Origin of the sequence: Corynebacterium sp. ES2730-CONJ, from assembly GCF_024834055.1 — a bacterium.
In the GTDB taxonomy this organism is placed as follows: Bacteria; Actinomycetota; Actinomycetes; order Mycobacteriales; family Mycobacteriaceae; genus Corynebacterium.
Window position 1 is genome coordinate 81,103 of sequence record NZ_JANUXZ010000005.1, and the last position, 24,733, is coordinate 105,835.

At 53.2% G+C, this 24,733-nt stretch carries 21 protein-coding genes and 2 tRNA genes; 14 read left to right on the top strand and 9 right to left on the bottom strand.

Annotation, left to right across the window (positions count from 1 at the left end):
* Positions 1 to 11 precede the first annotated feature (11 nt).
* From NXS13_RS07245 to NXS13_RS07265, 5 genes are all read left to right on the top strand, one after another.
* Entirely contained in the window at positions 12 to 1,226 is a 1,215-nt protein-coding gene (locus NXS13_RS07245; protein ID WP_259079371.1) for a dicarboxylate/amino acid:cation symporter, read from the top strand.
* A 383-nt stretch (positions 1,227 to 1,609) separates the two neighbouring features.
* A complete protein-coding gene (locus NXS13_RS07250) occupies positions 1,610 to 3,283 on the top strand; it encodes an ABC transporter ATP-binding protein/permease (RefSeq protein ID WP_259289547.1) in 1,674 nt (557 codons plus the stop codon).
* Positions 3,280 to 4,971, top strand: a complete 1,692-nt coding sequence (locus NXS13_RS07255) for an amino acid ABC transporter ATP-binding/permease protein (RefSeq protein ID WP_259289548.1) — start codon at positions 3,280 to 3,282, stop codon at positions 4,969 to 4,971. The genes NXS13_RS07250 and NXS13_RS07255 overlap by 4 nt, the downstream gene beginning before the upstream one ends.
* An 82-nt stretch (positions 4,972 to 5,053) precedes the next feature.
* A tRNA-Ile gene (locus NXS13_RS07260) sits at positions 5,054 to 5,130 on the top strand.
* A gap of 8 nt (positions 5,131 to 5,138) precedes the next feature.
* Positions 5,139 to 5,211: transfer RNA gene (locus NXS13_RS07265), tRNA-Ala, on the top strand.
* Positions 5,212 to 5,282: 71 nt separating this feature from the next.
* Here NXS13_RS07265 and NXS13_RS07270 read toward each other — a convergent pair.
* Entirely contained in the window at positions 5,283 to 5,717 is a 435-nt protein-coding gene (locus NXS13_RS07270; protein WP_259289549.1) for a hypothetical protein, read from the bottom strand.
* 330 nt (positions 5,718 to 6,047) lie between these two features.
* Between NXS13_RS07270 and NXS13_RS07275 the strand changes: the two genes are divergently transcribed.
* From NXS13_RS07275 to NXS13_RS07295, 6 genes are all read left to right on the top strand, one after another.
* Complete coding sequence (locus NXS13_RS07275) at positions 6,048 to 6,983, top strand: ABC-three component system protein (RefSeq protein WP_259289550.1); 936 nt, start codon at positions 6,048 to 6,050, stop codon at positions 6,981 to 6,983.
* Positions 6,984 to 6,991: 8 nt separating this feature from the next.
* The gene (locus NXS13_RS09365) at positions 6,992 to 7,246 is read left to right on the top strand and encodes an ABC-three component system middle component 6 (protein ID WP_396125075.1); all 255 of its coding nucleotides are present in this window, start codon (positions 6,992 to 6,994) and stop codon (positions 7,244 to 7,246) included.
* Complete coding sequence (locus NXS13_RS07280; protein ID WP_259289551.1) at positions 7,233 to 8,933, top strand: ABC-three component system protein; 1,701 nt, start codon at positions 7,233 to 7,235, stop codon at positions 8,931 to 8,933. Before NXS13_RS09365 ends, NXS13_RS07280 begins: the two co-directional genes overlap by 14 nt.
* A 413-nt stretch (positions 8,934 to 9,346) precedes the next feature.
* Positions 9,347 to 10,348, top strand: coding sequence for a substrate-binding domain-containing protein (locus NXS13_RS07285; RefSeq protein WP_259289584.1), 1,002 nt, complete (start codon positions 9,347 to 9,349; stop codon positions 10,346 to 10,348).
* 11 nt (positions 10,349 to 10,359) lie between these two features.
* Positions 10,360 to 11,361, top strand: coding sequence for an ABC transporter permease (locus NXS13_RS07290; RefSeq protein WP_259079357.1), 1,002 nt, complete (start codon positions 10,360 to 10,362; stop codon positions 11,359 to 11,361).
* Between the two features lie 8 nt (positions 11,362 to 11,369).
* Positions 11,370 to 12,125 (top strand): ATP-binding cassette domain-containing protein, encoded by a 756-nt coding sequence (locus tag NXS13_RS07295; RefSeq protein ID WP_259158577.1) that lies wholly within the window; start codon positions 11,370 to 11,372, stop codon positions 12,123 to 12,125.
* A 48-nt stretch (positions 12,126 to 12,173) separates the two neighbouring features.
* On the opposite strand, the gene NXS13_RS07300 is transcribed toward NXS13_RS07295, so the two are convergent.
* Positions 12,174 to 13,376, bottom strand: coding sequence for a hypothetical protein (locus tag NXS13_RS07300; protein WP_259289552.1), 1,203 nt, complete (start codon positions 13,374 to 13,376; stop codon positions 12,174 to 12,176).
* Between the two features lie 79 nt (positions 13,377 to 13,455).
* Here NXS13_RS07300 and NXS13_RS07305 point away from each other — a divergent pair, with 79 nt between their 5' ends.
* The 3 genes from NXS13_RS07305 (at position 13,456) to NXS13_RS07315 (ending at position 16,407) form a co-directional block, all read left to right on the top strand.
* Entirely contained in the window at positions 13,456 to 13,980 is a 525-nt protein-coding gene (locus tag NXS13_RS07305) for a peptidylprolyl isomerase (protein ID WP_259079344.1), read from the top strand.
* 61 nt (positions 13,981 to 14,041) lie between these two features.
* On the top strand, positions 14,042 to 14,686 hold the full coding sequence (locus NXS13_RS07310) for a rhomboid family intramembrane serine protease (protein WP_259289553.1): 645 nt from the start codon (positions 14,042 to 14,044) through the stop codon (positions 14,684 to 14,686).
* Between the two features lie 302 nt (positions 14,687 to 14,988).
* Positions 14,989 to 16,407, top strand: a complete 1,419-nt coding sequence (locus NXS13_RS07315; RefSeq protein WP_396124959.1) for an NAD-dependent succinate-semialdehyde dehydrogenase — start codon at positions 14,989 to 14,991, stop codon at positions 16,405 to 16,407.
* Between the two features lie 53 nt (positions 16,408 to 16,460).
* Here NXS13_RS07315 and crgA read toward each other — a convergent pair whose 3' ends face one another.
* From crgA to NXS13_RS07350, 7 genes are read right to left on the bottom strand one after another with little or no spacing between them, the layout of a single operon-like run.
* Entirely contained in the window at positions 16,461 to 16,730 is a 270-nt protein-coding gene (gene crgA, locus NXS13_RS07320; protein ID WP_259158573.1) for a cell division protein CrgA, read from the bottom strand.
* Between the two features lie 39 nt (positions 16,731 to 16,769).
* Positions 16,770 to 18,704, bottom strand: a complete 1,935-nt coding sequence (pknB, locus tag NXS13_RS07325; protein ID WP_259158572.1) for a Stk1 family PASTA domain-containing Ser/Thr kinase — start codon at positions 18,702 to 18,704, stop codon at positions 16,770 to 16,772.
* Positions 18,701 to 20,041, bottom strand: coding sequence for a protein kinase domain-containing protein (locus tag NXS13_RS09370; RefSeq protein WP_259289554.1), 1,341 nt, complete (start codon positions 20,039 to 20,041; stop codon positions 18,701 to 18,703). Before NXS13_RS09370 ends, pknB begins: the two co-directional genes overlap by 4 nt.
* Positions 20,041 to 21,480 (bottom strand): penicillin-binding transpeptidase domain-containing protein, encoded by a 1,440-nt coding sequence (locus tag NXS13_RS07335; protein WP_259079322.1) that lies wholly within the window; start codon positions 21,478 to 21,480, stop codon positions 20,041 to 20,043. Before NXS13_RS07335 ends, NXS13_RS09370 begins: the two co-directional genes overlap by 1 nt.
* Positions 21,477 to 22,790 carry an FtsW/RodA/SpoVE family cell cycle protein gene (locus NXS13_RS07340; protein ID WP_259079320.1) on the bottom strand — a complete coding sequence of 438 codons (1,314 nt, stop codon included), beginning with the start codon at positions 22,788 to 22,790 and terminating at the stop codon, positions 21,477 to 21,479. Before NXS13_RS07340 ends, NXS13_RS07335 begins: the two co-directional genes overlap by 4 nt.
* Positions 22,787 to 24,292 (bottom strand): PP2C family serine/threonine-protein phosphatase, encoded by a 1,506-nt coding sequence (locus tag NXS13_RS07345; protein ID WP_259289555.1) that lies wholly within the window; start codon positions 24,290 to 24,292, stop codon positions 22,787 to 22,789. Before NXS13_RS07345 ends, NXS13_RS07340 begins: the two co-directional genes overlap by 4 nt.
* Positions 24,293 to 24,727, bottom strand: coding sequence for an FHA domain-containing protein (locus NXS13_RS07350; protein ID WP_259289556.1), 435 nt, complete (start codon positions 24,725 to 24,727; stop codon positions 24,293 to 24,295). It lies immediately after the preceding gene.
* Positions 24,728 to 24,733 lie beyond the last annotated feature (6 nt).

Consider the following 24,733-nt stretch of genomic DNA (forward strand, 5'->3'; position numbering starts at 1 on the left):
AGAATAAAAAATTGAAGAAAGCTGAAAATATGACCATTATGCGCAGTTTCCCTATGAAACTTTTGATCGGTTTAATTCTCGGCCTGATTGTGGGTTCGCTAGCTAATGAGCCAGTCATAGCTGTCATAGACGCCCTGCGATCAGTTCTTGGAGATCTGATCCTTTATGCGGTTCCCTTTATTATCTTAGGATTTATTACACCAGCAATTATCCGCCTTAAAGCACATGCGGGCAAGATCCTCGGGATTACACTGACAATCTGCTACCTCTCCTCGGTAGGTGCGTCGATGTTCTCCATTGCGGCCGGGCATGTACTCATCCCTTATCTCGATATTGGCAGCAAAGCGCCGGAATCCACCGCCTTACCAGAGAAGCTGTTTGCACTCAGCATCGCACCCGTCATGCCAGTGATGACAGCGCTGGTGACCGCCGTTTTGATGGGCTTGGCCATCTTGTGGACCCAATCGAAGCGTTTTGGTGAGCTTTTTGAGGAGTTCAATAAAATTGTATTGGCCATTGTGAACCAAGTGGTCATTCGCTTCTTGCCTTTCTATATCGGTGCCACCTTTGCCACCTTGGCCTACGAAGGGGCGATTATCCACGAACTTCCGGTATTCATTAAGGTGCTCGCTATCGTTATTGTTGGCCACTATCTCTGGTTGGCTCTGCTTTATGCTTTGGGCGGATTATTCTCCGGCACCAACCCATGGGAAGTGTTGCGTCATTATGGTCCGGCGTATATGACGGCCGTGGGCACAATGAGTTCAGCAGCAACGCTCTCTGTGGCCCTGAAATCGGCCTCTAAGTCTAAGACTCTTGACCCAGAGGTACGGAATTTCTGCATCCCGCTGTGCGCTAATACCCATTTGTGCGGTTCGGTGCTCACTGAGACCTTCTTTGTGATGGTGGTATCGCAGATTCTCTACGGATCCCTTCCCTCAGTATCTAACCTCGTCCTCTTCGGTTTCCTCCTGGGCATCTTCGCTATCGCCGCCCCAGGTGTGCCAGGCGGAACCGTGGTGGCTTCCATCGGTTTGATTACTGCGATCCTTGGTTTCGATGAGACCGGTGTGGCACTTATGTTGTCTATCTTCGCTTTGCAGGATTCCTTCGGTACCGCCTGCAACGTCACCGGTGATGGGGCAATCAGTCTCATGGTTACAGGTATTAAGAAGAGGCTGGGACTAAAGGAGCCACAGAAGGTTATGGCTGAGACGACTGCTTAAGACAGTTCATTTCTCACCTTATCTTTAGAAGCGGGGTATATCACGGGCCCATGGCGCCGTGATATACCCCGTTTTTGTATTCACAGTGCACCAGTCGATCGCAATTGTTAAAAAGCTTAGTCAAAGAATCGGACGCCGAAGGTTCGCCCTCAACAGCTGATGGTTGAGGTTGAATTAGGGGTTAAGGGGCGACCTAAGATGTGGCGTCGATAAGCGGGAGATTGCTCACACTAGCGTGTGCTTGTTACCCCTATGACCGATACGGCAGGGGCGCATTTCCAGGGTGAAATGGGATAAGAGTGATATTCGTCGGGGTTAATCTAAGGATGAATATCACGGCTGAGAGTTGGGCGGACAATCTCACTCTTCGCTACCATGAGCCTATGAAGCTAAGGCAAAGCAAAGCTAAGAAACCGCCAGCCCCGTATAAGCTTAGCCCTCAGGCGAAGACCTCCATTGGCCTCGGCGTGATCAGCTACTGGATCGCGGTCATCGGCATGTGCCTGACAATAGTGGGTGCCGGCGCTCTTATCGACGGCTATCCGCCCTCACCCACGCTCTTCCTCGGCCCAGCTATCGTGGTGCTGAGCCTCTGGCTCCGCGGTCTACTTATCGCGCGCGGTCAGATCCACGAAGAGGCCCTCATTCGCCACCGCCTCCTCGATGCCGTTTTTGATGCCGGCCCAGCTCGCTCGGCATCAACCAGTACGGGTGCAGTTGTATCCTTGGCCACCGAGTCGAGCGAGAAAATGATGGCCTTCCGTATCGGCTTTATTTCCCAAATTATTGCATCCCTCACCGCACCCGTGATCGTCATAGCCACCATAGGGGTGTCTGTATCGCTGAAAGCAGCGATGATCTTAGTGCTGATGTTGCCGATGGTGCCACTACTTTTAGGGGCTTTCCGCAAGATAGTGTCACGAGTATCCTCCGGCACCCAAGATTCCCGGAAACAATTAGCCGCGGCCTATATGGAATCCCTGCAATCCTTAAGTACCCTACAATTACTCGGTGCAGCTCAACGCAAGGCTGATGAACTCGATGCAGCAGGGGAGAAGAATCGCCGTGCAGTCATGCGCCTGCTTAAGAGTAATCAGCTCATCCTCTTTGCCATGGACGCCTCCTTTAGCCTGCTGTTGGTGGCGACAGCCGCGTGGTTTGCTCTCCACGGCACCCTCACAGGTCAGCTCAGCGCTGGTCAGGGCATCACATTATTGGCGCTGAGCATGCTCCTACTAGAGCCCATGGATCAAGTTGGCGCCTTCTTCTATATCGGTATGAGTGGCCTTGGCAGCCAACGCGGCATCTTCGGTTTCCTGCGTGCCCGCCCCGCACAACCCTCACGGCCTGCAGGAGCCCAGCCGAATAATACTCCCACCGCCGCTGCCGCCGTTTCGGCCACTACCGCCGCGGTATGTGTGCGCGATCTGCACTTCCACTTCGATCAACCACTATTTGAAGGTATCAATCTTGAAATCGCGCCTGGTGAACGTGTAGCTATTATGGGCCGATCAGGCGAAGGAAAATCAACTCTGCTCTCCCTCCTCAAAGGCGATCTCATCCCAGATTCTGGAGATATCACCATTAACGGGCTCAGCGGGGATACACTTCGCGATGCCTCCGCGAGCGTCAATCAAACCACGTGGCTCTTTAGCGGCACCATTGCTGATAACCTCCGTTTCGCACGCCCCGATGCCACTGATGAGCAATTATGGGCCGCTCTTCAAAGCGCACATATTGATACCGAGATCAAGGCCATGCCTCACGGGATCGACACCGAACTCGGCGAGCAGGGACTCGGACTCTCTGGCGGCCAGGCCCAGCGCATCGCCCTAGCGAGGGCTATTATTTCCGGGCGTAGCGTCATGCTTTTCGACGAACCGACCTCCCATGTGGATCTGCGCTCCGAACGCGAGATCCTCGAGGCCATTAATGAACTAGGACCAGATATCACCCTCATTATGGTCACGCACCGCCTAAGCTCCCTGGAACATATGGATCGAGTAATTCATATCGATAACGGCCAACTCCACGAAGACGTGAAGGAACAAGCATGAACGAGCCCACCTATAAACAACTAGTATCGTGGCTAATTTCCATCACTCGGCCAGTCCTGGCCCCACTGGGGTGGTCAACCATCTGCCGCATACTCAATCAGATCCTCGGGATCGTCATCTTTGTAGTCCCGGCCTATGCGATCGTAGGCGGCACGATGACAATCAAAACTGTCATGAGCATCCTGATCATAAGTGCTCTAGCCAAAGCCTTCTTGAGGTACCTCGAGCACTACTTTGGTCACCTTGTGGCCTTCAAGGCCCTCGAGCTCATTCGCATCCGGGTATTCCGTGATATCTATCCCCAAGCCCCCGCTATTACCGCGCGTACGGGCAAGGAAGCAGTAGGGACCGGGGATATGCTCAACCGGTTGACGAGGGATATCGGCCAAATTGAAGTCTTTTTCGCCCACACCACAGCTCCAATTATTTCCGCTCTCACTGTGCCTACTGTGGTGCTGATTGCCATCACCTTCATATCCCCGTGGCATGGACTAGCCACCGCCGCAATTTTCCTTTGTGTGGGGCTGATCGCCGCTGATACTCGAGCCTATCGTCATGCGGTGAAGGTAACCGCGGAACGTGGAATCATCGCTCAGCATATAGCCGATTCTGTAGGCGGTGTCGCCGAAGTAGTAGGCTACGGTGCGAGGAAGCGTCGCCATGAAAGTCTCACTGAGTTGGAGAAACCCCTTGCGGAAAAGATCGATCGGCGCGGCGCCGTCGTGGGTGCTCATGCAGGGCTTGTAGCTGCTGCGCGTATGGTCGTTTTTCTCCTGCTACTGATCCCAACCGATAATATGGCGCTGAGCGTGGCCATAGTCTTTGCGGTTCTGCGCTGTTGGGATATGGTCAACGAGGTTTCTGATCTGGGTAACTACCTCTCGCAATCACTCGCGGCGGCGCGCCGGGTCTATAGCCTCTCCCACGCCGGATTAGCCCACGACAACGGCCCACGCCACCTTGCTGCCAAGGGCCCAGGGATCGGCGTGGAATGGCGCGATATATCCTTTAGCTACGCTGGCAGCAGAGTAGGAGCCGTGCGGTCAATTAACCTTGCCATCGCACCGGGGAGCTGGTCGATGGTGGTCGGAAGCACCGGGTCGGGGAAATCTACCATCGCAAAACTTCTACTGCGCTACTGGGACCCGTCCCACGGTAGGGTTTTGGTAGATGGCCACGATCTGCGCGACTATCACGTCGATGACATTCGGGCTGCTATTAACTTTGTCACCCAAGACATCAAAGTACTGTCTGGAACAGTTGCCGATAATTTACGGCTTGCCCACCCGCAAGCTTTAGATACGGAGCTTAAGGAAGTAATGTCTATCGCCTGCTTGAGTGGGGAGATTTCCCTCGACCAAGAGGTTGGCCAAGGTGGGCTCGCGCTCTCAGGTGGCCAAAGGCAGCGCCTTTCTCTAGCTCAAGCATTGCTGCGGGGCGGTCGGGTGCTGGTTCTCGATGAATTCACCGCGCACCTTAATCCCAGTTTAGTGCAGCAAGTACGCGAAAATTTACGGCGGTATCGCCCCGATGCAACCATCATTGAGATCGCTCATGATCTTGATTCCGTTGATTCGGTAGACCTCGTTGCTGTGATGGACCAGGGGGAAATTATCGAACAAGGCGATCCACAGTCTCTGCAGGTGGCCGGTGGTGCTCTGAGCCACCTGATGAGTCGTAATGCTTAAGAGCGCTTAAGATACCTGTAATGAGCACTGGTTTTGTCCGTTAATAGAATCTGCTGTAAAGTTGGGTTTCGTTCCTTTTTAAGGGCCTATAGCTCAGTCGGTTAGAGCGCATCGCTGATAACGATGAGGTCGCAAGTTCGATTCTTGCTAGGCCCACCAAGGAATTTGGGGCATTAGCTCAATTGGTAGAGCATCTGCTTTGCAAGCAGAAGGTCAGGAGTTCGATTCTCCTATGCTCCACACAACGAGGTCATGTCGAACTCTCTCACGAGTTCGACATGACCTCTGCTTTTCTTAGCTTCAACAAGCACTTAATTCGTGACGCGCTCGCCGTGATCATAGAACAATGAAACGGCCGTTAGCGTGTTTTCTCCCACGTAGATTTTGTCCACAAAATACTCCGGCAACATCGCACGAGTATCTGTATCATCAAGCCTCGCCTTGGCAAACTGTTGGAAGAACGCTCCGATAGACGCTTCATCTTCATACAGAACCACTTTGACGTTCTCCTTCTGGAGAGCAGCAGGCAGTTTGTCTTGTCGTTCCTCAAGCTCCTGCATAGCAGTAACTATCGTCGACGAGAACAACCCTTGCGCCACAGCTTTCACATATTTAGCTAACTGGCGCTCAACGTCCTTGCGCTCAGCCTCGAGAGACTTCAGCATTTCATCGCCACGTCCGTGTTGTTTCTTGTAGTCAGTTGCTAGATCAACTGCGAGCGATGAATTTAGTTGCTTATTCCGCATAATCCTATTTGCGCTGTAGATTGCTTACGCGGATTATCTCGAGCGACATGGTTTTGTGCTGGTGCACGTACATGAGAAGGAGTGAGTGTCGAGTTGGGGCGCCTCACAAGAGTTGATAGAATTGAGCGTGCCTCGGCAAAGCCTGCCATGGTGATATATGACTGTAATGGCGCGTCTAGCCTTACCGCAAGTGTAGATCTTGGGTGGGCAGCTGATTCTACCACCCGCATACTCGGTTACTGGCTAACTATAAGGCTCCGCTCGCAACGGTTTTCCTGAAGGGAGCGATCGAGACGAATGTGAACATATGGTCTTGTCGGAAGGAAGAACATGATCATGATTGATTCGGCGTGGAAGAGTTGGTATCGAGCAATGCATTACCAGCGGTGCCTCGCTGATGGTGATGCATTCGAGGACTATGTCACGAAAGTCTTGACACGTCTTCATGACGATTATTTGAACCCCACCCCGATGGGTAAGCTTGGTGACGGTGGGTGCGATGGTATTGCTGATAACGGGTCAACCGTCTACGCATGCTACGGACAGCGGGCCAAGACCGGCGTCGACAAGAAGACTAGAGATAAATTGGCTTCCGACTTCGCTAGAGCTATAAGCAACTGGAGTAGTTGCACCATTTGGAGATTTGTTACCAATGCCACTCTCGGGCCTTTGCCAGTCAAGACTGTTATTGATCTTCAGGCGCAGCATGCCCCAGGATCTCAGCGCCCAATCAAGATAGAGGTCTGGGAATCCGAGGACCTTTGGTGGAATGCCGTCAATAAGCTAACCCTTGAAAAGCTGGACGAAGTGATACCTGGGATTCCGCACGCGCCCAACGTCGATCTCGACGACCTTGTGGCACTCATCCTTTCCCTAGAGGATGCCGGTAGTAATCACATCAGTGATATTCGTCCAATTCTTCCAGTCCCTGCTACCAAGATGGATTTCAACAATCTTCCCGAGACGACGAGAGCAGAATTTAATGAAGGGAGACTTCTCTCGGCGCGCATCGACAAATGGTTCTCGGAGCAGGCGGATCCCGAGTTGCGGGACGAAAAAGCCCGGCGCTTTCGTGTTGTCTACCAAGATGCATGTAAAGACACCCAGGATGTGCGGGAGATAGTTCGCCGAATATACGGTGCGCTAGGCGGGCAAGATTTCGACTTATCCACAAAGAGAGCTAACGCTGTCTATGCCGTTACAGCATATTTCTTTGATTCTTGCGACATATTCGAAGAACCACCAGCCCAAGAATTAGGGGGGTGATTTGTACGATGTTGCTACCTACCAAGGGTATCGATCCTCAGCGTGCGTTACTGACTATTGGGGCGACCATCATCTCCCTTTTAGAATCACCTGCTACAGTGTCGGGACTGTGGGAGCGCTTCTCAAAGAAGAAAGCAGGCACTCCCGCACACGCAAAAATCTCATTCGATTGGTTCGCCATGGCACTTTCGATGCTTTTTACAATAGGCGCAGTCTCTTGGAACGAATTCGGACAGTTGGAGAAGTGTCATGTTTCTGAATGAACTTGGTTCGTCTGATGCTCGGTTCAAGCGGCTGAAGTTTCACGAAGGATTGAATATTCTCCTTGCCGACAAGACGCTGGAGTCCACAACAGGAGATAGCCGGAACGGAGCAGGAAAGACCAGCTTTATTCGCGTCTTACGCTATGTACTAGGCGGGAATTTGGATGACAGTCTGATGGCTCCAGCGTTGACTGAACATGTTTTCTGGGCAAAACTTGATATGGGTCAAATTGGCAGTGCAAGGCACGTGAAGAGACCAGTATCGCCACGCACGAAAGTCTACGTTGACGGTTCCAAAACCCCGATTGACGAATGGAAAGATGAACTTTCAGGACTTTTCCAACTTCCGGAATCAGTCGGGAGACCAACTGTCGGGCAGCTTTTTGGCCAACTCGCTCGCAAGTATTTTGGAGATCCGCTCAAGATTCACTCAGCTGAATCCGACTGGGAATCAGGCGTAAGAATCGGTTATCTTCTCGGATTTTCGCCCGAAATACTGACCAAGGTCGGCGAAGTTTCAGCTCTTGAGAAGAATAGGAAGGCGCTGAACAAGGCTATTTCTGAGGGAGCTCTTAGTTCTATCGCTCTTAGCGAGCCAGAACTTCGCGCCCGTTTAGCGCGTACACGCGAGAAGCGATCTCGACTTGAGAGCAACCTTTCAGAATTTAGAGTAGATGAGCAGTACGCTGATCACCAAACTGAGGCAGATCATTTGACGCATGCTATCAGAGACCTCAACGACGAGGGCTTAGCATTGGAGCAGAGGAAACATGATCTAGAGTTAGCGATGGCGGATGAGCGACCTTCAATCGCAGGGACAGAACTTGGTAACCAGCTTAAGAACATGTATGCGGAGATCGGCATCGTGCTGCCAGAAGCTGTAATCCGCCGCTTTGGTGAAGTGGCTGAATTTCATACATCAGTTGTGAAAAACAGGCAGTTGTTCTTGCAAGCAGAATTAGCGTCTGTTGGACAGCGGCTCTCAGAGATCCAAATGAAACGACAAGAGCTTGACCGCCTACGCGCTGAACTAATGTTGTTACTCAACGACTCAATGGCATTAGAGACGTTTCGCAATGCCGAGAGAGAAATCTCTGATTTCGACGCGCGCATTGCCGATCTTGAGCGAAGGCTGAATTTGGTTCAGAACATTAGTGCCACAAGCCTCCAGTTGCGCGCAATGGAGTCTGAAGCAGAAGCTGGTGTCCGAACGGAAATAGCTGAACGTGAAGAAGCTATCGAAGCAGTTATCGTCCTTTTCCAACAGCTAGGTGAGGAGATCTATTCTGATCGTAGTGTGTCATTGCTTATCGATGTCACGCGCAAGGGTGTCCTCAAAGTGGTACCTAAAATTGATGGTGACGCGTCGTCCGGAATTTTGGGAGTAAAGACTTTCTTGCTCGATATGGTGTGTGTGGTGACGGCAATTCGAATTGGCAGGTGCCCTCGAATCCTTGTGCACGACAGTCAACTGTTCGACTCCATGGATGACCGTCAAATCGCATCATGTCTGAACATCGGTGCGCGACTTGCAGACGAGGTTGGCTTCCAATACATAGTCACTCTCAACTCTGACCGCCTGACAGCAGTGGAGGCTGAAGGCTTCGATCGGCGAGGCTATGTCGTTAATCCAATCCTGACCGACGCAGGTGAAGGAGGCGGGCTATTCGGGTTCCGCTTCGCGTGACCTTAGATTCGAATCAGGCGATTAGTTTATTGACCGTCTCAGTATGATTAGGTAGTAAAAAAATTTCGACACGTGCCCTTTGGTCTCCACATATGTACCTAGCTATCAAAGCGAGGTGCTTTTCTATTGCCTTGATCGTTGTGCCAGCAAAGATCACAGAGTGAGCACTGCGAGATTCTATAGAGCAGCGCCCCACACGCTAGTTGGCAGAACCATGAGCATCTTCGTGCGTATCAATAAAATACTGGAATTTGTAGGCCGATCTATGCAAAGAAATGACACAAGATCCTATAGCTTGGTTGAATCTCGCCGACCTCGTAAGAGATCTTTCTTTCTTAACACCCAGCTTAACACTACTTAATCGGTAAAGTTGCAGGTCAGGCTAATTGACCGCACTCACATCTTCAGGCACCATGGCAGAGGTGTACTTAACAAGGAAAATAAGCCTCGTTGCTAGTTTCGTGGCAGCGATCACCCTCATAACCGGGTGCTCAGCCACGGGAGGCTTGCAAGAAAAGCAACGCCTAGACGCAGCGAACGGTCACGCTGATACCCCTCGCCTTGTGGTAGCGATGGTGACCCACGGCGCCCCCGGAGATACCTTCTGGGACCTCGTGCGCAAGGGGGCTGAAGATGCAGCTCGCAAGGGCAATATCGAGCTCCGTTATTCCAGCGATCCTCAAGCTCCAAACCAAGCCAATCTGATTCAGGCAGCCATCGATTCTGACGTCGACGGACTCGCTCTCACCATGCCCAATGCCGATGCACTTGGCCCGGTAGCAGCTCGTGCAAGCGCCGCAGGAATTCCCACAGTTGCTCTCAATGCCGGGATGAATCGCTATCAAGAATTCAATATCAGTAGCTTTTTCGGCCAAGAGGAAAAACTTGCCGGACTCAAGGCAGGTGAGCGCCTTGCTGCCACGGGTGCCGAGCATGTTCTCTGCGTTATTCATGAACAAGGTAATTCCTCCCAGGAATCTCGCTGTCAGGGCGTAGCAGAAGGATTGGGTAAGGAGGTGGACTTGCTCTACGTTAATGGCCAAGAACTCACGAATGTGCAGGCGACCTTGGGAACGAAGCTAGCTCAGGATAAGAATATCGAGTGGATTATGAGCCTGCAGGCGCCCGTGGCTCTGCGCGCCGTGGAGGCGGTGAAGGAAACCCAATCCGCGGCCAAAATCGCTACCTTCGATACCAATGCCCAGCTGATGACGGCGATCAACAATGATCAGATCGCCTTCGCAGTCGATCAACAACCCTATCTCCAGGGCTATCTCGCTATCGATTCCCTATGGCTTGCCCACCGTAACGGGTCCGTTATGGGTGGCGAGCGCCCAGTATTAACAGGGCCCAGCTTTATCACACCTGACAATATTGACCAGATCTCCGATGCCGCCTCAGGTGGCTTTAGATAATAGTGAACCTCGTGAATAAGATCCCTTTACTGTCCTCTTTAAGCCGCCGACCCGAAGTGGCAAGCCTCATTGGTGTGGCCCTGGTGGCCATCCTCTTTCTCATTCTCGCCCCACCTTTCCGTAGCTTCGATGCGCTGGCCACGGTACTCTATGCCAGTTCCACCCTGGGTATTGTGGCCCTAGCCGTCGGTTTGCTCATGATCGGGGATGAATTTGATCTCTCCTCTGGCGTTGCCGTTACCACAGCGGCCTTGGCTGCAGCGATGCTCAGTTATAATCTCAATCTCAATGTGTGGGTAGGAGCCGGCCTATCTCTAGTGATTGCGCTAGCCATCGGTGCACTCAATGGATATTTGGTGACCCGCACTGGTATCGCAAGTTTCTTGATTACTTTGGCTGCTTTTTTGATCTTGCAGGGATTGAACCTAGCGCTGACTAAACTCATCACCGGTCAGGTAGCCACTCCATCTATTGCAGATATGGAAGGTTTTCCCCTCGCCCACGCGGTATTCGCAGGCAGCATCGATCTCTTCGGAATCAGCTTTAAGGTCACTATATTCTGGTGGTTATTCTTCGTCGCTATTGCCAGCTTCGTTCTCTTTCGAACAACCTTTGGTAACTGGATTTTTGCGGTGGGCGGTAATCAGGATGCTGCGCGCGCCGTGGGTGTTCCAGTACGCCGCGTGAAAATTCTACTCTTTATGATGGTGGCCTTTGCCGCGTGGTTTGTGGGTATGCACACTCTATTTGCCTTCGATTCCATCCAAGCAGGACAAGGCATCGGCAATGAGTTTCTTTATATCATTGCAGCTGTCATTGGAGGCTGTGCGCTTACAGGCGGCCGCGGTACCGCGATCGGTACAGCTTTCGGAGCCCTGATTTTTGGCATGACTAATCAAGGCATTGTTTATGCTGGCTGGAACCCAGATTGGTTCAAATTCTTCCTCGGTGCCACCCTCCTTTTTGCGGTGATGGCTAATAGTTCTTTCGCTACCATGCAAGAAAGACGATAGGTGCGCACGTGATTGAACTGAATGCTATTTCAAAAAACTACGGCTCTTTTGCAGCCCTCGATAATATCTCTTTCACCATTAAGGAGGGTGAGGTCACCTGCGTCCTTGGGGATAATGGGGCGGGAAAATCAACCCTCATCAAGATTCTCGCGGGGATACACCAGCCAGATACCGGCACCATGGTGGTCGATGGCGTCGAGACCACCTTCACCAATCCGCGCGCTGCCTTGGATCATGGCATTGCAACGGTGTACCAAGATTTGGCGGTGGTCGGACAGATGAGTGTTTGGCGCAATTTCTTCCTTGGCCAAGAACTGAGCAATCGCTGGGGAATTCTCAAACGCGCCGAGATGGCACATATTGCACACCAACAATTAAATGAGATGGGCGTCGATTTGCCCTCTGTGGACACGCCCATTAGTTCCCTGTCTGGCGGGCAGCGCCAAGTGGTCGCCATCGCGCGCGCCATTTATTTCGGTGCTCGCGTCCTTATTCTCGACGAACCCACTGCTGCGCTGGGAGTTAAGCAATCTGGAATGGTACTGAAGTTCATTGCCGCTGCCCGCTCCCGTGGGATCGGGGTGGTCTTTGTTACCCATAATCCGCACCACGCGTATTTAGTGGGGGATCATTTCACCATTTTAAATCTGGGCCGGCAGATCCTAGATTCAGCTCGATCTGATACCAGCGTCGCGGAATTAACACGGTATATGTCAGGTGGTAGTGAACTCGAAGCACTCAGCCACGAATTAGAAGGCAGATAAAAAACTGGCCAGAGGATATTCTCTGGCCAGTTCGTATTTACTTAAAAGTTATTTCTTCTTGCCGCGCTTGCGTACCTGAGTTTCAGCGACATCGGGGTCTTGAGGCATTGAGTTGAGTTGATCCTCAAGCGCCTCGAGTACGGCCTCGTCTGTTACATCGGTAGTCTTCTCAGCTTTATCCTCAACGTCTTTTTTGACGTCTTCGGCTTTATCTTGCGCTTCATCCTTAAGGTCTTCGGCATCGTCCTTGGCTTCTTCGACCTTATCTTCGGCTTCGTCTTTGAGATCTTCAGCCTTGTCCTTAGCCTCGTCAACCTTGCTCTCGGCCTCATCTTTGACGTCTTCAGCCTTGTCCTTCGCTTCGTCCTTGAGGGCTTCAGCGTCGTCTTTGGCTTCCCCAGCCTTGTCCTTAGCCTCATCCTTGAGGTCCTCAGCTTTGTCTTCGGCTTCGCCCACAACGGTCTTGGCCTTATCAACTACTTCTTCGGCCTTGTCTTTGACCAAATCAGCTACCTCTTGGGCCTTCTCGCGAGCCTCATCGGCCTTGGAGCTAAGATCGGATGTGAGATCGTCGAAACGCTCAGCAGCGGTTTCCTTTGCGAGTTCAGCTTCGAATTCAACCTTCTCGCGAGCCTCAGCAACAATTTCGGAAGCTTTAGCGAATTGCTCCTTGCTCGTCTCTACGGCACCATCTGCACGGGAGGAGAGATCCCCGATAAGAGCTTTGCCCTTTTCCACGGCTGTCTCTGCGAGGTTCTGTGCTTTGCGCGTATAGGCCTGCGCGGTGGTTTCACCCTCATAGTCATCGGTGCGAGGCGGGCGCTTAGAAGTATCTTCCTTCAGGAAGTAATAATAAGCAGCGACGAGTGCGCCAGTGATAATGGTGAACCAAGAGAAAGCGCGGAATTTCTTGCACTTCTTCTTCGGTTGTTTTTCCACACCTTTGATCTCTTCGGCCTTGGCACGTGCGTGGCGCTTGGCCTGCTCTGCACGCTTGTGGGCGGCGCGCTTGAACTCGTCGCCATCGTATTCGTCGCGCAGTTCCTCAAAACGACTGCGAGCCTTTTCGCTCAACGTGGAAAAACGCTGCTCAGCTTGGTCTTTTTTGGCTTCTACATCGTGTTTGACGTTATTGGCCACATCGACAAGATTGTCGTATGCATCCTCGGCCTTCTTTTCCGCGTAATTCGAATAAGCCTTATACGCACGTTTTAACACCGTATAGCCACCTTTCAGTGCCATGAGATTCATGTTCGCTCCTAGAGAACTGGTAGTACTATTACCTTTCAAGCCTAGCGATAAGTATCGTTTCGTGCTTAATATAGGCTGTATGAGTTTAAAGACTGCAACGGCAATTCTGCATACCAACCGTGGTGATATCGAGGTAGAACTCTTCGGTAACCACGCACCTAAGACCGTCGAGAATTTCACCACCCTCGCTAACGGTACCGCCGCCTATACCACGAATAATGCTGCTGGTACTGCTGAGGGCCCATTTTATGACGGCTCGGTATTCCACCGCGTCATCGATGGATTCATGATCCAAGGTGGTGACCCTACCGGCACCGGACGAGGTGGCCCAGGCTATACCTTTGCTGATGAATTCCACCCAGAACTCCGTTTCGATCGCCCATTCCTCTTGGCTATGGCCAATGCAGGCCCCGGCACCAATGGTTCGCAGTTCTTCATTACGGTCGCTCCGACCCCGCATTTGAATAACCACCACACCATCTTTGGTGAGGTTACCGACCCAGCTTCCCAAGAAGTGGTCAAGGCAATTGCCACCACCCCAACCGATCGTTCTGATCGCCCAACCGACGCCGTGGTTATCGAGTCTGTGGAAATCAAGGCTTAACTAAGAAGGGCTTGAATATTTCTGGCAGGGGCACTATCGCCCCTGCCTTTTTCTTATGAATATGGTGAATATAGTAAAAAATTATTACCGTCAGGCGCCCGTGAGCGCTGCTCTGGTGGCTCTGATGATTGTGTTGTGGGTTCTCACGGCCGTAGAGTCACTGTCCGTTACCAATAATCTAAAATTTTCATCCCTCGCAGATCACCTCGTTTTCTACGGGCCGAAACCTAATCTTTTCAGTGGGATTACTGCCTCGCTGATGCATACCAGCATCTCGCACTTAGCCCTCAATCTGGTGCTAGTGGTTCTGATGGGCCGCGAAATTGAGCGCGCTGTGGGACCGAGGAAATACCTAGGCGTCTTTATCGCGGCGGCGTTGAGCTCCGCAGCGTGCGTGGCCCTCTTCGACCCTTACTCGGCCGTGGCGGGGGCTTCCGGTTTCGTTTATGCGCTGATGGTACTCCTCGTAGGCCTGAACGCTTCCCGACGCCTTGATTTACGTGCCCCTTTGACGTTATTACTGGTCAATTTTGGTTTCAGCTTCCTCATTCCTGGCATCAGCCTGATGGGGCATATGGGCGGGGCACTAGCCGGCGTGGCCCTTCTGCCCTTAGTGCTCAAGCCAAAGAGGACGACTGACTGGATTGTTATTGGGGCAACGGGTCTGATTGCTGGCGCGGTTATTATCTACGCCTCGGGTATCTAGAAAAAGTTGTCCACATCTTATGCACCATGTGAGTTATCCACAGAAGTTATCAACACTGTTGATAATCACATGAATGTGATTATTTGGCCCAGAAGCTAATTATTGATCGAAAATACCAGCTAGAGGATGCTGCATTCGAAACTATGTGCCTGTTTGGGAAAGTGCAGAAAGTTATCAACAGCCTGTGAATAACAACCCGGCTGTGGTTGTACACACCTTTATCCACAGCCTGTGGATAACTATGTGGGCAATCTCTGTGGAAAACCCTAGACTGGGCACTACCCACCTATGCGAAAGGATTTATTACTGTGTCTCAGAATATTTTCATCGGCCACACTCAGCATGATTCCACTGATACGTTCACTGTTATCAACCCGGCAACCGAAGAACCCATAGCCGAGGTTGCCAACGCCACCTCCAAGCACTGGATGATGGCCTTAGATAAGGCCACCGAGATAGCACACAGCTGGGGCAGCAGTGCCCCGCGGGACCGTAGTGAGATCCTGGAAAAAATTCATCAGGCAGTAAGCGATCAAGCCGAGGAGCTCGCTCAGCTCATCACAATGGAGATGGGCAAAACCCTCACAGAGGCCAAGGCTGAAATCGCCTACGGACTCGACTATTTTCGGTGGTTTCACGCGGCTGCGGAGCGCATGAGTGGCTATACCCTCCAAGCCCCGCGGGGCAACGGCGATATTCTCGTGACTAAGGAGCCTGTGGGCCCCGTGCTGGCGATCACGCCGTGGAATTTCCCCTTCGCGATGGCCGCTCGTAAGCTTGCCCCCGCACTCGCCGCAGGGTGTCCTGTGATCTTAAAACCTGCTGATCTCACACCCCTTACGATGCTCAAGCTCGCTGAGATTATCAGTCCTATCCTCCCCGATGGAGTCCTCTCCGTCATCCCGACCACCAGGGCCAAGGAACTATCCCTCGAATTGATGGCCGATCCCCGGCTGAAGAAATTGAGTTTTACCGGTTCCACCGCTGTAGGAACCCTCCTCGCGAAGCAGGCGGCACCGCAGCTCATCCGGCTCTCCCTGGAATTAGGAGGCAATGCGCCGTTTATCGTCGCAGCAGATGCAGATATGGATAAAGCTATAGATGGCGCCATTGCAGCGAAAATGCGCAATGGTGGCCAAGCGTGTATCTGTGCCAACAGGTTCTTTATCCACAGCTCACGAATCGAAGAATTTACCACCCGCCTCACCGAGCGAATGAACGCCTACCATATGGGTCCAGGGACAGATCCCCAGACCACCTTAGGGCCTATGGTGTCTGCCCCACAGCGCGATCGGATCCACGCACTCGTGCAGGACGCCTTAGAATGCGGGGCTGAGATTATTAGCGGTGGTTATATCCCCGATAGCCCGGGTTATTTCTACCCACCCACGGTTATCAGCGGGGTGGATAACGATATGAAGATTGCGCGCGAGGAAATCTTTGGACCAGTGGCCGGCATTCAATCCTTCGACACCAACGAGGAGGTCGTGGTAGCTGCCAATAACACCCATTACGGTCTAGCTGCCTATGCCTATACTGAGTCGCTAGAGGGTGCCCGATATTTTTCCACGCACCTCAACACGGGGATGGTGGGAATCAATCGCGGTGCTATTTCTGATGTAGCAGCGCCCTTTGGAGGAGTGAAACTCTCTGGCCTAGGGCGTGAAGGCGGACTCGATGGTATCGAGGAATTCCTCAACACCAAATATATTGCGCTGTAGAAACGCTGAAGAAAAAAGCTCCCCTTTGTTAACAAAGGGGAGCTTTTTCTGTTCTATCGCCAGCCCATGGTGAGCAGCAGGCCCACGATGAAGAAGCCGAAGCCGATGCCGTAATTCCACGGCCCTAATTGAACCATGAGATCAATATGGGTGCCGGCGAGATAATTAACAATCAACCATGCGAGCCCAATGAGCATGCAGCCAAACATAATGACCTTGTACCACATGGGCGTACCGGAGGAATTAATCTTCACAGGGGTGCGGTTAGCGCCCGCACCGGAGGATAGCGGAATGCTACTGTGGGAAATCTTTGCCTTAGGCATAAGTCAAACCTCTGTTCTTATCAAGTAATGGTCACTATGTTATGGGGCGATAGCGGCGATGTCGAACTCCCACAGGGCAAGCGTAATAACGGAATCCTTGCGGATCTTAGTTCCCGCAGCTTGCTGCTGGTTTGCCACGCGTCCGCCGTCGATAAGCGATGTCGTCTTGACGGGGGGAGCGATCACGAGCTGGTCATCACCACCGCGCCATCCTGCGGCCTCCAAGGCGCGTTTCGCACTAGCAACCGATCCACCAGTCACATCGGGCATGGTAAATAGTTGCCCATTGGAAATCCGAATTTCGATACGCGAATTTGAATCCACCTTGGATCCTTCACCAGCCACAAAGACCACGGTTCCATCAGGTTCCACGCCATCAACAACTTGTACTATCGGTTCAAAGCCCAAAGAGGTGAGGTTGCCTTCAGCCTGCTCCCACTTCATGCCCGTAACCACGGGGACACGTTGTTGCTCAATACCCGTAGAAATTGTGATAGTAACCTTCGACCCCTTAGAAACTCGTGATCCAGCGGAAGGTGATTGTTCAATGATCTCGCCTTCGGGCACGGTCTCGGAGGTATCTTCACGCACCACGGAATCGAGCTCTAAGCCCGCTTTTTGCAAGATCCGATTTGCCTCAGCGGTCTTCTTGTTCTTGAGATCAGGAACCTCAGTGACTTCCTTACCAGAGGAGACGATCAAGGTCACCGTCGTGCCTTTTTGAATAGCAGAACCGGCAGCGGGATTGCTACGAATGACGAGGCCCTGTTTTACCGTGGGGCTGGCTTCTTCAGAAAGGGTGACCTCAAAGCCTTGGGCGATCAAGCTTTCCATAGCTTGGTCGCTAGGGACCAGGGCATAATCTTGGAGTTCGCTTAAACTGCTGCGCCCCCCAATGGGGCTCGTAGACCCACTGAGATAGGTATAAGTAAATGTTCCAACAATTCCCAGCGAAAGGATCAGCAGCAGACCAATGAGGATTTTCCACACGAGGTTACCGCCACGTTGAGGGGGTGTAGCCGCGATGACCTCACTGGGGTGACGGTGCTTACCTACCGATGCAACTGGCTGTACCGTGGTGTGCTCAGCGGACGCTGGTTCCACATAATTGCGCGCCGCCATGGTCACCGCATTGCTTTCGAGGCGCTTGAGATCAGCAGCCATTTCCGCAGCAGTTTGATACCGATCCCCAGGGTGTTTCGCCATCGCGGTGAGAACCACCGCATTCACATTCAGAGCCTCCGTGGGGGTGAGATCCGGAATGAAATCGCTAGGCGGTTGCGGTTCGTCTTGGACGTGTTGGACGGCCACCTCAAGCGCATTCTCGCCAGCAAAAGGCGGACGATCAGTGAGAATATTATAAAGAACGCAACCCAACGCATAAATATCCGCACGCCCATCAACCGCTTTACCGCGCGCCTGCTCAGGGGATAAATACTGGGCCGTACCGATCACAGCAGAGGTCTGCGTCATATCCGCGTTGACATCATCAAGCGCACGAGCGATACCGAAATCCATGATCTTCACCACGCCGGTATTCGTGATCATCACATTCGCAGGCTTGATATCTCGGTGGATAATTCCTGCGTCGTGGCTAGCTTGAAGGGCCTCACACACCGGAATCAACGTGGTGGCGGCTTCCTCTGGGCTCAGCGGACCCGTTTCTTTGATGATATCTCTGAGGTTTCGGCCGTTTACGAGCTCCATGACGATATAGGGCGTGGAAATATCATGACGCATAATCTCGCCCGTATCGTAGACGGCTACGATTGCAGGGTGATTCAGGCGGCCAGCATTTTGGGCCTCCTTGCGGAAACGTTCACGGGAGTTTTCATTGCGGGCTAAATCAGCGCGCAAAATCTTAATGGCCACCTCGCGGCCCAGAAGAGTATCCATGGCCTGGTACACCTCGGACATCCCGCCGGTGCCAATCACAGGGCCCAGTTCGTAGCGATGAGCGATCATACGGGTCACTGGGCTTCTCCTTGGGTCGATTGGTCAACGGGCGGGGCGGGTATCTCCACCGTGGGGGTATCCGCAGGAATCGGCTGAGCTGGTTCAGGCAGCACCATCGTTGGTGGAGTATCTGGAATAACAGGCGCCTCGGTGATGTCCTCGCGCTCAGGTTCCACCTCGGTGGGCGGAGCCGGAGTATCAATATCCTCAGGCGCCGGAACTGTTACAACCTCCTCGGGAACGACAGTCACAATACTCGGTTGAACTGGAGGAGAGGGCTGCATCAGCTCATCGATTATCCCAGATCTATAAAGGAAGAATCCTAGTGCCACCACACCGCCGAATACAACTACCAGTATCACACCTGTTATCCATCCACTGCGCTCAGGCGCTGGGGGAACTTCATAGGAAGTCCGAGCCATCTGGGTTGGCGGCATGATTGACGTCGATGCGGGCTGAGGCGGCGATATGATCCGAGTGGTTGGAGGCGCGCTTACAGGTGCCGGGCGCCGACCCAGCCGCGCCGCAGAAATAGCCTGTGCATATTCTCGCCCATCCCGGTAGCGATGCGAAGGCTCTTTGCGCAGCGCGGTAGCAATTACCTCGCGCGCCGGGGCGCTGATAGTGGTGGGGAGAGCAGGCGGTGCCTGATTGATATGCGCCAGCGCCACCGACACGGTGGAATCGCCCTCGAAGGGTCGACGGCCAGCCAGCATTTCATAGCCCACCACCCCGAGGGAATAAATATCGGAGGCAGTATCAACTACAAGACCTTGCGCCTGCTCGGGAGAGACGTACTGAGCGGTTCCTACCACCATGCCCGTGCGGGTTAATGGGGTGGAGGCGGCGGCCTTGGCGATACCAAAATCAGCAATCTTAACCCGCTTATTTTGGGTAATCAGCAAATTCCCAGGCTTAATATCGCGGTGCACGAGGCCCAGACCGTGGATCGTGGCAAGGCCCTGCGCTGCTTGCTCCAGAATATCGAGGGCTTCTCCTTCCTCGAGAGGGCCAGAGCGCCGCTGGAGGAGATCGCTTAAGGTTTCCCCACGCACATATTCCATAATGAGCACGCTGAGAATCTGCTGCGAGTGAGGTTCGCGTAGCTCCAGATAATCGTAGGTGCGCACCACATGATCGGAATTAATACGAGTGCTAGCCGCCGCTTCATTGCGAAAGCGGGAAAGAAATTCAGGGTTGGAGGCAAATTCGGGGCGGAGTACCTTAATGGCCACCTCGCGCTGGTGACGGAGATCGTCGGCTAAATAGACGGTGGACATTCCGCCGGTGCCGATCACCCACTGCAGCTGATAATGACCCGCGAGGAGTTCCTGGAGACGCTCCTGTTCATTCATTACTGTCCTCCCTTGGGTGCTTGAGCGATAATGGCTCGCCCAATTGGGGCGGCAACTGATCCACCTGTTGCTGCCTGGCCGAGATCGCCACCATTTTTGACAACTACGGCCACCGCAATATCTTCGCCCGGGGCAAAGGCGATATACCACGCGTGGGGGTTTGAATTTCGGGAGTCTTCGCCATGCTCCGCGGTGCCCGTTTTGGAGGCAATATTTTGACCTGCGTATCCTGCGGTGAAGCGCTCCGAGGCCTGCATCAGATTAGTCAGCGTTGTTGCCTGATCTTCTGTGATACCTGAGGAGAGAACGCGCGGGCTAGTCTTAGAAATCTCGGTAAGATCATCTGCCACTACGCGGTGGATCAGATGTGGCTCCATGCGCACGCCCTTATTGGCCACGGTCGCGGCAATAACAGCATTCTGTAGCACGGTTAATGCCACATCACGCTGCCCAATCGCAGATTGCCCCAGTGCTGGGTCATCGGGTAAATCACCGACGGTGCCGGGTACCACGGGAAGACCCAAGTCATATCTCTCGCCGATACCGAAATCTCTCGCTGCTTGGCGTAGCGCATCCGCGCCAGCCTGGATTCCCATCTCCACAAAAGCAGTATTGCAGGAGTACTGGAAAGCGGTCAGAAGATTAACCTCGGTAGCACCACCGCACAGTTGGCCCCCATAATTCTCCAGTGTTGCCTCAGTGCCAGGCAGCGTTATCTGCGGTTGCCCAGTCAGTGTGGAATCGGGAGTGAAGCCCTTGTTTAAGGCAGCTAATGTGGTCACCACCTTGAAGGTTGAGCCCGGTGGCAGCGTTTCCTGTGTAGCTTTATTGAGCAAGGGATCGCCTGGGTTGGCATTGAGTTCCTGCCAGGCTAATTCGGCCTGGTTTGCATCACTAATGGCGGCTGGGTCGAAGGATGGAGTCGAGGCTAAAGCCAGTACTTCTCCTGTCGATGGTCGGATAGCTACTGCCGCTCCTTCATAGCCGCGTGAGGCGAGTTCGTTGAAGGCGGTCTCTTGGGTAGCAGGATCGAGGGTTAGTTCCACGTTTCCTACTTGTTTATCCTGGCTAATAAGGCTTTTCCACCATAGTGTGGGTGATTGAGCGGTGCCGTTGAGCACATCATTGTAGCTGGACTCAATGCCACTGGCACCGTAAATATCGGAAATATAGCCCTCTACCGCGCCAAAGGCTTGGGGGTTATGTGGATAATTGCGGTAGTAGAAGCCGTCCTCACCTTTTAGTGATTCAGCCAGAATGATGCCACCTGTGGCAATATAGCCGCGGGGCTGAGATTTCAGCTCAATCAGACCGCGTCGGTTGGCGGGGTTTTGAGCGTATTCCTCCTCTTTGAAAACATGAATATAGCTGGCGTTGACTAAGAGGATAGCCATCATGACGAGGGTGAAATAAAAAGATTTCGCAATGGTTCGATTCATGAGTGCACCCCCTGCTGGGCGGATTGGCTAGCGGAGTGGGAGATCCGCAAGATGATACCGAGCAGAATATAATTAGCCATCAAAGATGATCCGCCTTGAGACATAAAGGGTGTTGTCAGACCCGTCATAGGCATCAGTGCTGAGATTCCGGCGGTGACCACGAAGACTTGGATGGCTAGGGTGAGGGAGAGCCCGGCGGCTACCAATTTGCCGTAGGAATCCTTAGTCATCACAGCGGCGCGCATTCCACGGGCGATCAAGATGGTAAACAAAATCAAAATGGCGGCAAGCCCATACAGCCCCAATTCCTCAGCTAGTGAAGACAAGATAAAGTCGCTCCACGCCACAGGCACTAAATACGGGTGCCCGAGGCCAAGTCCCGTCCCCGTGAGGCCGCCCGTGGACATACCGAACAGAGCCTGCGAAAGCTGGCGGCCCGTATCATAAGGATCAGCTAATGGGTCTAAGAAAATGGAGAAGCGGGTTTGGATCTTATCGGAGATTTGATAGATGGCGGTGCCACCTATGCCAACGAGAATGACTCCGATAAATAGCCATGAGACACGCCCCGTCGCCAGATACAGCATGCCCAAAACTGTGCTGAAGAGAAGCAGAGCGGGGCCGAAATCGTTTTCGCCAGCCATAATAAAGATAGCAATTGCCCACACCACAAGAATGGGTCCGAGATCGCGGAGGCGGGGGAATTCCATACCCATGAGTCGGTAGCCCGCAACATTAAAGAGGGCCCGCTTGGTCACCAGAAGTTGGGCGAAAAAGAGCAACAGAAAAATCTTGGAAAATTCTCCTGGTTGGACCGAAAAGGAGCCGATACTAATCCAGATACGGGCATCAGCGACAACCCCGGGGCGTGTGGGCCAGATGAGCGGGAGGGCCAAGAGGATTAATCCTACGAGACCTAAAATATAGGAAAAGCGTCGCAGCACGCGGTGGTCGGTGAGGAAGATGAGGACGGTGATCATAAGTCCCACTCCAACGAGCGTCCAGATCACCTGCCGCGAGGCCATTGTGGTTTCTTGTGCCACATCGATGCGATACACCATGGCAAGCCCTAAACCATTGAGGAGGGCCGCTACGGGGAGCATGATCTGGTCAGCCTGTGGGGCCAGAAAACTTAAGGCAATATGGGCGATGAGGAAAACTCCGATAAAGCCCCCGATGACCCAGGCGAGTTCGGCGTTGATATCTAACCCCAGCGCCATATTGAGGCTGAGCAAGGTTATGGCCATGATGATGGTGGCCGCTATGAGAAGGCTTAATTCCGTGGTGCGCCAGCGGGCGGTTGAAATCATGGGTTCTTCACCTCCCGGCAATTAACTCCAGGGGTTGAAAGATCTCCTGGGCGGCTTGGGGCAGCAGATGATTGCGATTGCGGTGTGGTGCGCACGGAGCTCGTAGTCGTGCGGGTTTGCGACCGTGGAGCGCTGGTCGAGGTCGGTGGCGTCGTGGTGCTGGAAGGAGTACGTGTAGCACGAGGAGTGCTGGTTGTGCGAGGGCTGGTGGTCTCCTTAACCTTTTGCCTGGTCACACACACAGGTAATGCTTCTTCAGAGAGGCGCTGCATCTGCTGGATTACTTCGTCATAACGCCCGCCAGAGAAATTACCGACGAGGGCGCGCGCCGGCTCGTTGAGATCGTTGAGGGAGAAAATAGCACAATCAGGCCGCTCGCTATTATCAACGAAAGTAAGATTCCCAGCGGCGTTAATGCACGCCGCTTGATAGGCCTTTACTCCCAAGGCGCTGAGGCCTGGGGTTTTAAGCCCCTGGGAAATAATGAATTCCTGCTGGTCATTAAGGCTAATGAAGTAGCGGTCGGCGGCGTAGCTCTGAGCTGCGAGGAAACCTCCGCCGCTCACTAAGAGGGCGAGCATAAACGCAATGACAGGGATGAAACGGCGTGAGCTCTGGGGCGCTTCTTTAGCCTGCTGCGGATGTGGAGGGATCACCTCCGGTTGCCGCGCTGTGGCTGTGGCAAGGGCTGCAGCAGCCCTGCCAGCAGCGGTATTAATCTGCGGGGGTTCCTCCTCGTTATTGAGTGCTCCCGCGGTCAAAGGTGTAGCGGGCAGTGTGGCTGGATCGATGTCATCAGCGACGATATCGGCCACCACCACGGTGACGTTATCGGGACCACCGGAGCGCAGCGCTAAATCTATGAGGCGCCGCACAGCTTCTTCTGGGGTGCCATATGCTAATTCATCGGCGATGGTATCAGTAGTTACTGGATCAGACAGCCCGTCGGAGCAGAGCATGAGCCGATCACCAATACGCGCATCGAGGTGCTCTAAGGTCGGTTCGACCGGCCTGCCCGTATAGGCCTTTAAGATCATGGAGCGCTGCGGGTGAGTGGAGATATCCGCAGGGTCTAGCTGGCCTTTATCTACCAGCGATTGCACATAGGTATCGTCGACCGTAATCCGCTCGAGGGTTCCAGCGCGCATGCGAAAACCGCGAGAATCACCCACATGGCATAGTCCCAGTTCGTCCCCGTTGAACATCAGCGCTGTGAGTGTGGTCCCCATGCCCTCAATTTCTGGTTTTTCACGCACTCCGCGCGCAAGCGCCCGATTGGCGTCATCGGCCACGGAGCCGAGCAGCGCTAACATATCATTCTCACCCGGGTCGGCGTCGATCTCCGCGAGATAATTAATCATCATCTGGGAAGCCACCTCGCCGGCAGCGTGTCCGCCCATTCCATCAGCGAGGGCGAGCAGATATGGGCCCGCATAGGCGGAATCCTCATTATTGCTGCGTACTAATCCCCGGTGGGATCCGAGAGCATAATGTAATTTCATCTAGCCCACAAGCCTTAGAGTGGTCCGTCCAATTTTCAGGTCTTGCCCGGCGACAACTCGCTCAGGGGCGTCAATACGTGCACCCTGGACGAAGGTTCCATTGCGAGAATCTAGATCTTCGATAAACCACTCATTGCCGCGACTAAATAGCCGCGCGTGATGTCCTGAGGTGAAATCGTCGTCGAGATTGAGACCGCAATCGTGCGAGCGTCCGATAGTGATATCTGACAGGCCTGATAGATCGACGCGGTAGCCGGTCAACGGACCGTCGAGAATAGCTAATTGCTGCGGGCGTCCTCCTAAAGGAGCCTGAGCAACGGCGGGGCTGGTATGGGATTTCATGGTGCGTCGCATTGCAATGAACGCGAAAAAAATAAAAAGCCATAAAAGGGCGAGGAGCCCAATGCGCAGCCCAAATAAAAACGCCGAATCCATGCTTCT

What these genes read in the sequence shown, in the direction of transcription:
- NXS13_RS09365 (WP_396125075.1), top strand. Translation starts at nt 6,992, where the DNA reads ATGTTGCTACCTACCAAGGGTATCGATCCTCAGCGTGCGTTACTGACT.
- NXS13_RS07270 (WP_259289549.1), bottom strand. Translation starts at nt 5,717, where the DNA reads ATGCGGAATAAGCAACTAAATTCATCGCTCGCAGTTGATCTAGCAACT.
- NXS13_RS07285 (WP_259289584.1), top strand. Translation starts at nt 9,347, where the DNA reads ATGGCAGAGGTGTACTTAACAAGGAAAATAAGCCTCGTTGCTAGTTTC.
- NXS13_RS07310 (WP_259289553.1), top strand. Translation starts at nt 14,042, where the DNA reads ATGGTGAATATAGTAAAAAATTATTACCGTCAGGCGCCCGTGAGCGCT.
- NXS13_RS09370 (WP_259289554.1), bottom strand. Translation starts at nt 20,041, where the DNA reads ATGAATGAACAGGAGCGTCTCCAGGAACTCCTCGCGGGTCATTATCAG.
- NXS13_RS07275 (WP_259289550.1), top strand. Translation starts at nt 6,048, where the DNA reads ATGATCATGATTGATTCGGCGTGGAAGAGTTGGTATCGAGCAATGCAT.
- NXS13_RS07255 (WP_259289548.1), top strand. Translation starts at nt 3,280, where the DNA reads ATGAACGAGCCCACCTATAAACAACTAGTATCGTGGCTAATTTCCATC.
- NXS13_RS07305 (WP_259079344.1), top strand. Translation starts at nt 13,456, where the DNA reads ATGAGTTTAAAGACTGCAACGGCAATTCTGCATACCAACCGTGGTGAT.
- NXS13_RS07340 (WP_259079320.1), bottom strand. Translation starts at nt 22,790, where the DNA reads ATGATTTCAACCGCCCGCTGGCGCACCACGGAATTAAGCCTTCTCATA.
- NXS13_RS07300 (WP_259289552.1), bottom strand. Translation starts at nt 13,376, where the DNA reads ATGAATCTCATGGCACTGAAAGGTGGCTATACGGTGTTAAAACGTGCG.
- NXS13_RS07335 (WP_259079322.1), bottom strand. Translation starts at nt 21,480, where the DNA reads ATGAATCGAACCATTGCGAAATCTTTTTATTTCACCCTCGTCATGATG.
- NXS13_RS07345 (WP_259289555.1), bottom strand. Translation starts at nt 24,292, where the DNA reads ATGAAATTACATTATGCTCTCGGATCCCACCGGGGATTAGTACGCAGC.
- NXS13_RS07250 (WP_259289547.1), top strand. Translation starts at nt 1,610, where the DNA reads ATGAAGCTAAGGCAAAGCAAAGCTAAGAAACCGCCAGCCCCGTATAAG.
- crgA (WP_259158573.1), bottom strand. Translation starts at nt 16,730, where the DNA reads ATGCCTAAGGCAAAGATTTCCCACAGTAGCATTCCGCTATCCTCCGGT.
- NXS13_RS07280 (WP_259289551.1), top strand. Translation starts at nt 7,233, where the DNA reads ATGTTTCTGAATGAACTTGGTTCGTCTGATGCTCGGTTCAAGCGGCTG.
- NXS13_RS07350 (WP_259289556.1), bottom strand. Translation starts at nt 24,727, where the DNA reads ATGGATTCGGCGTTTTTATTTGGGCTGCGCATTGGGCTCCTCGCCCTT.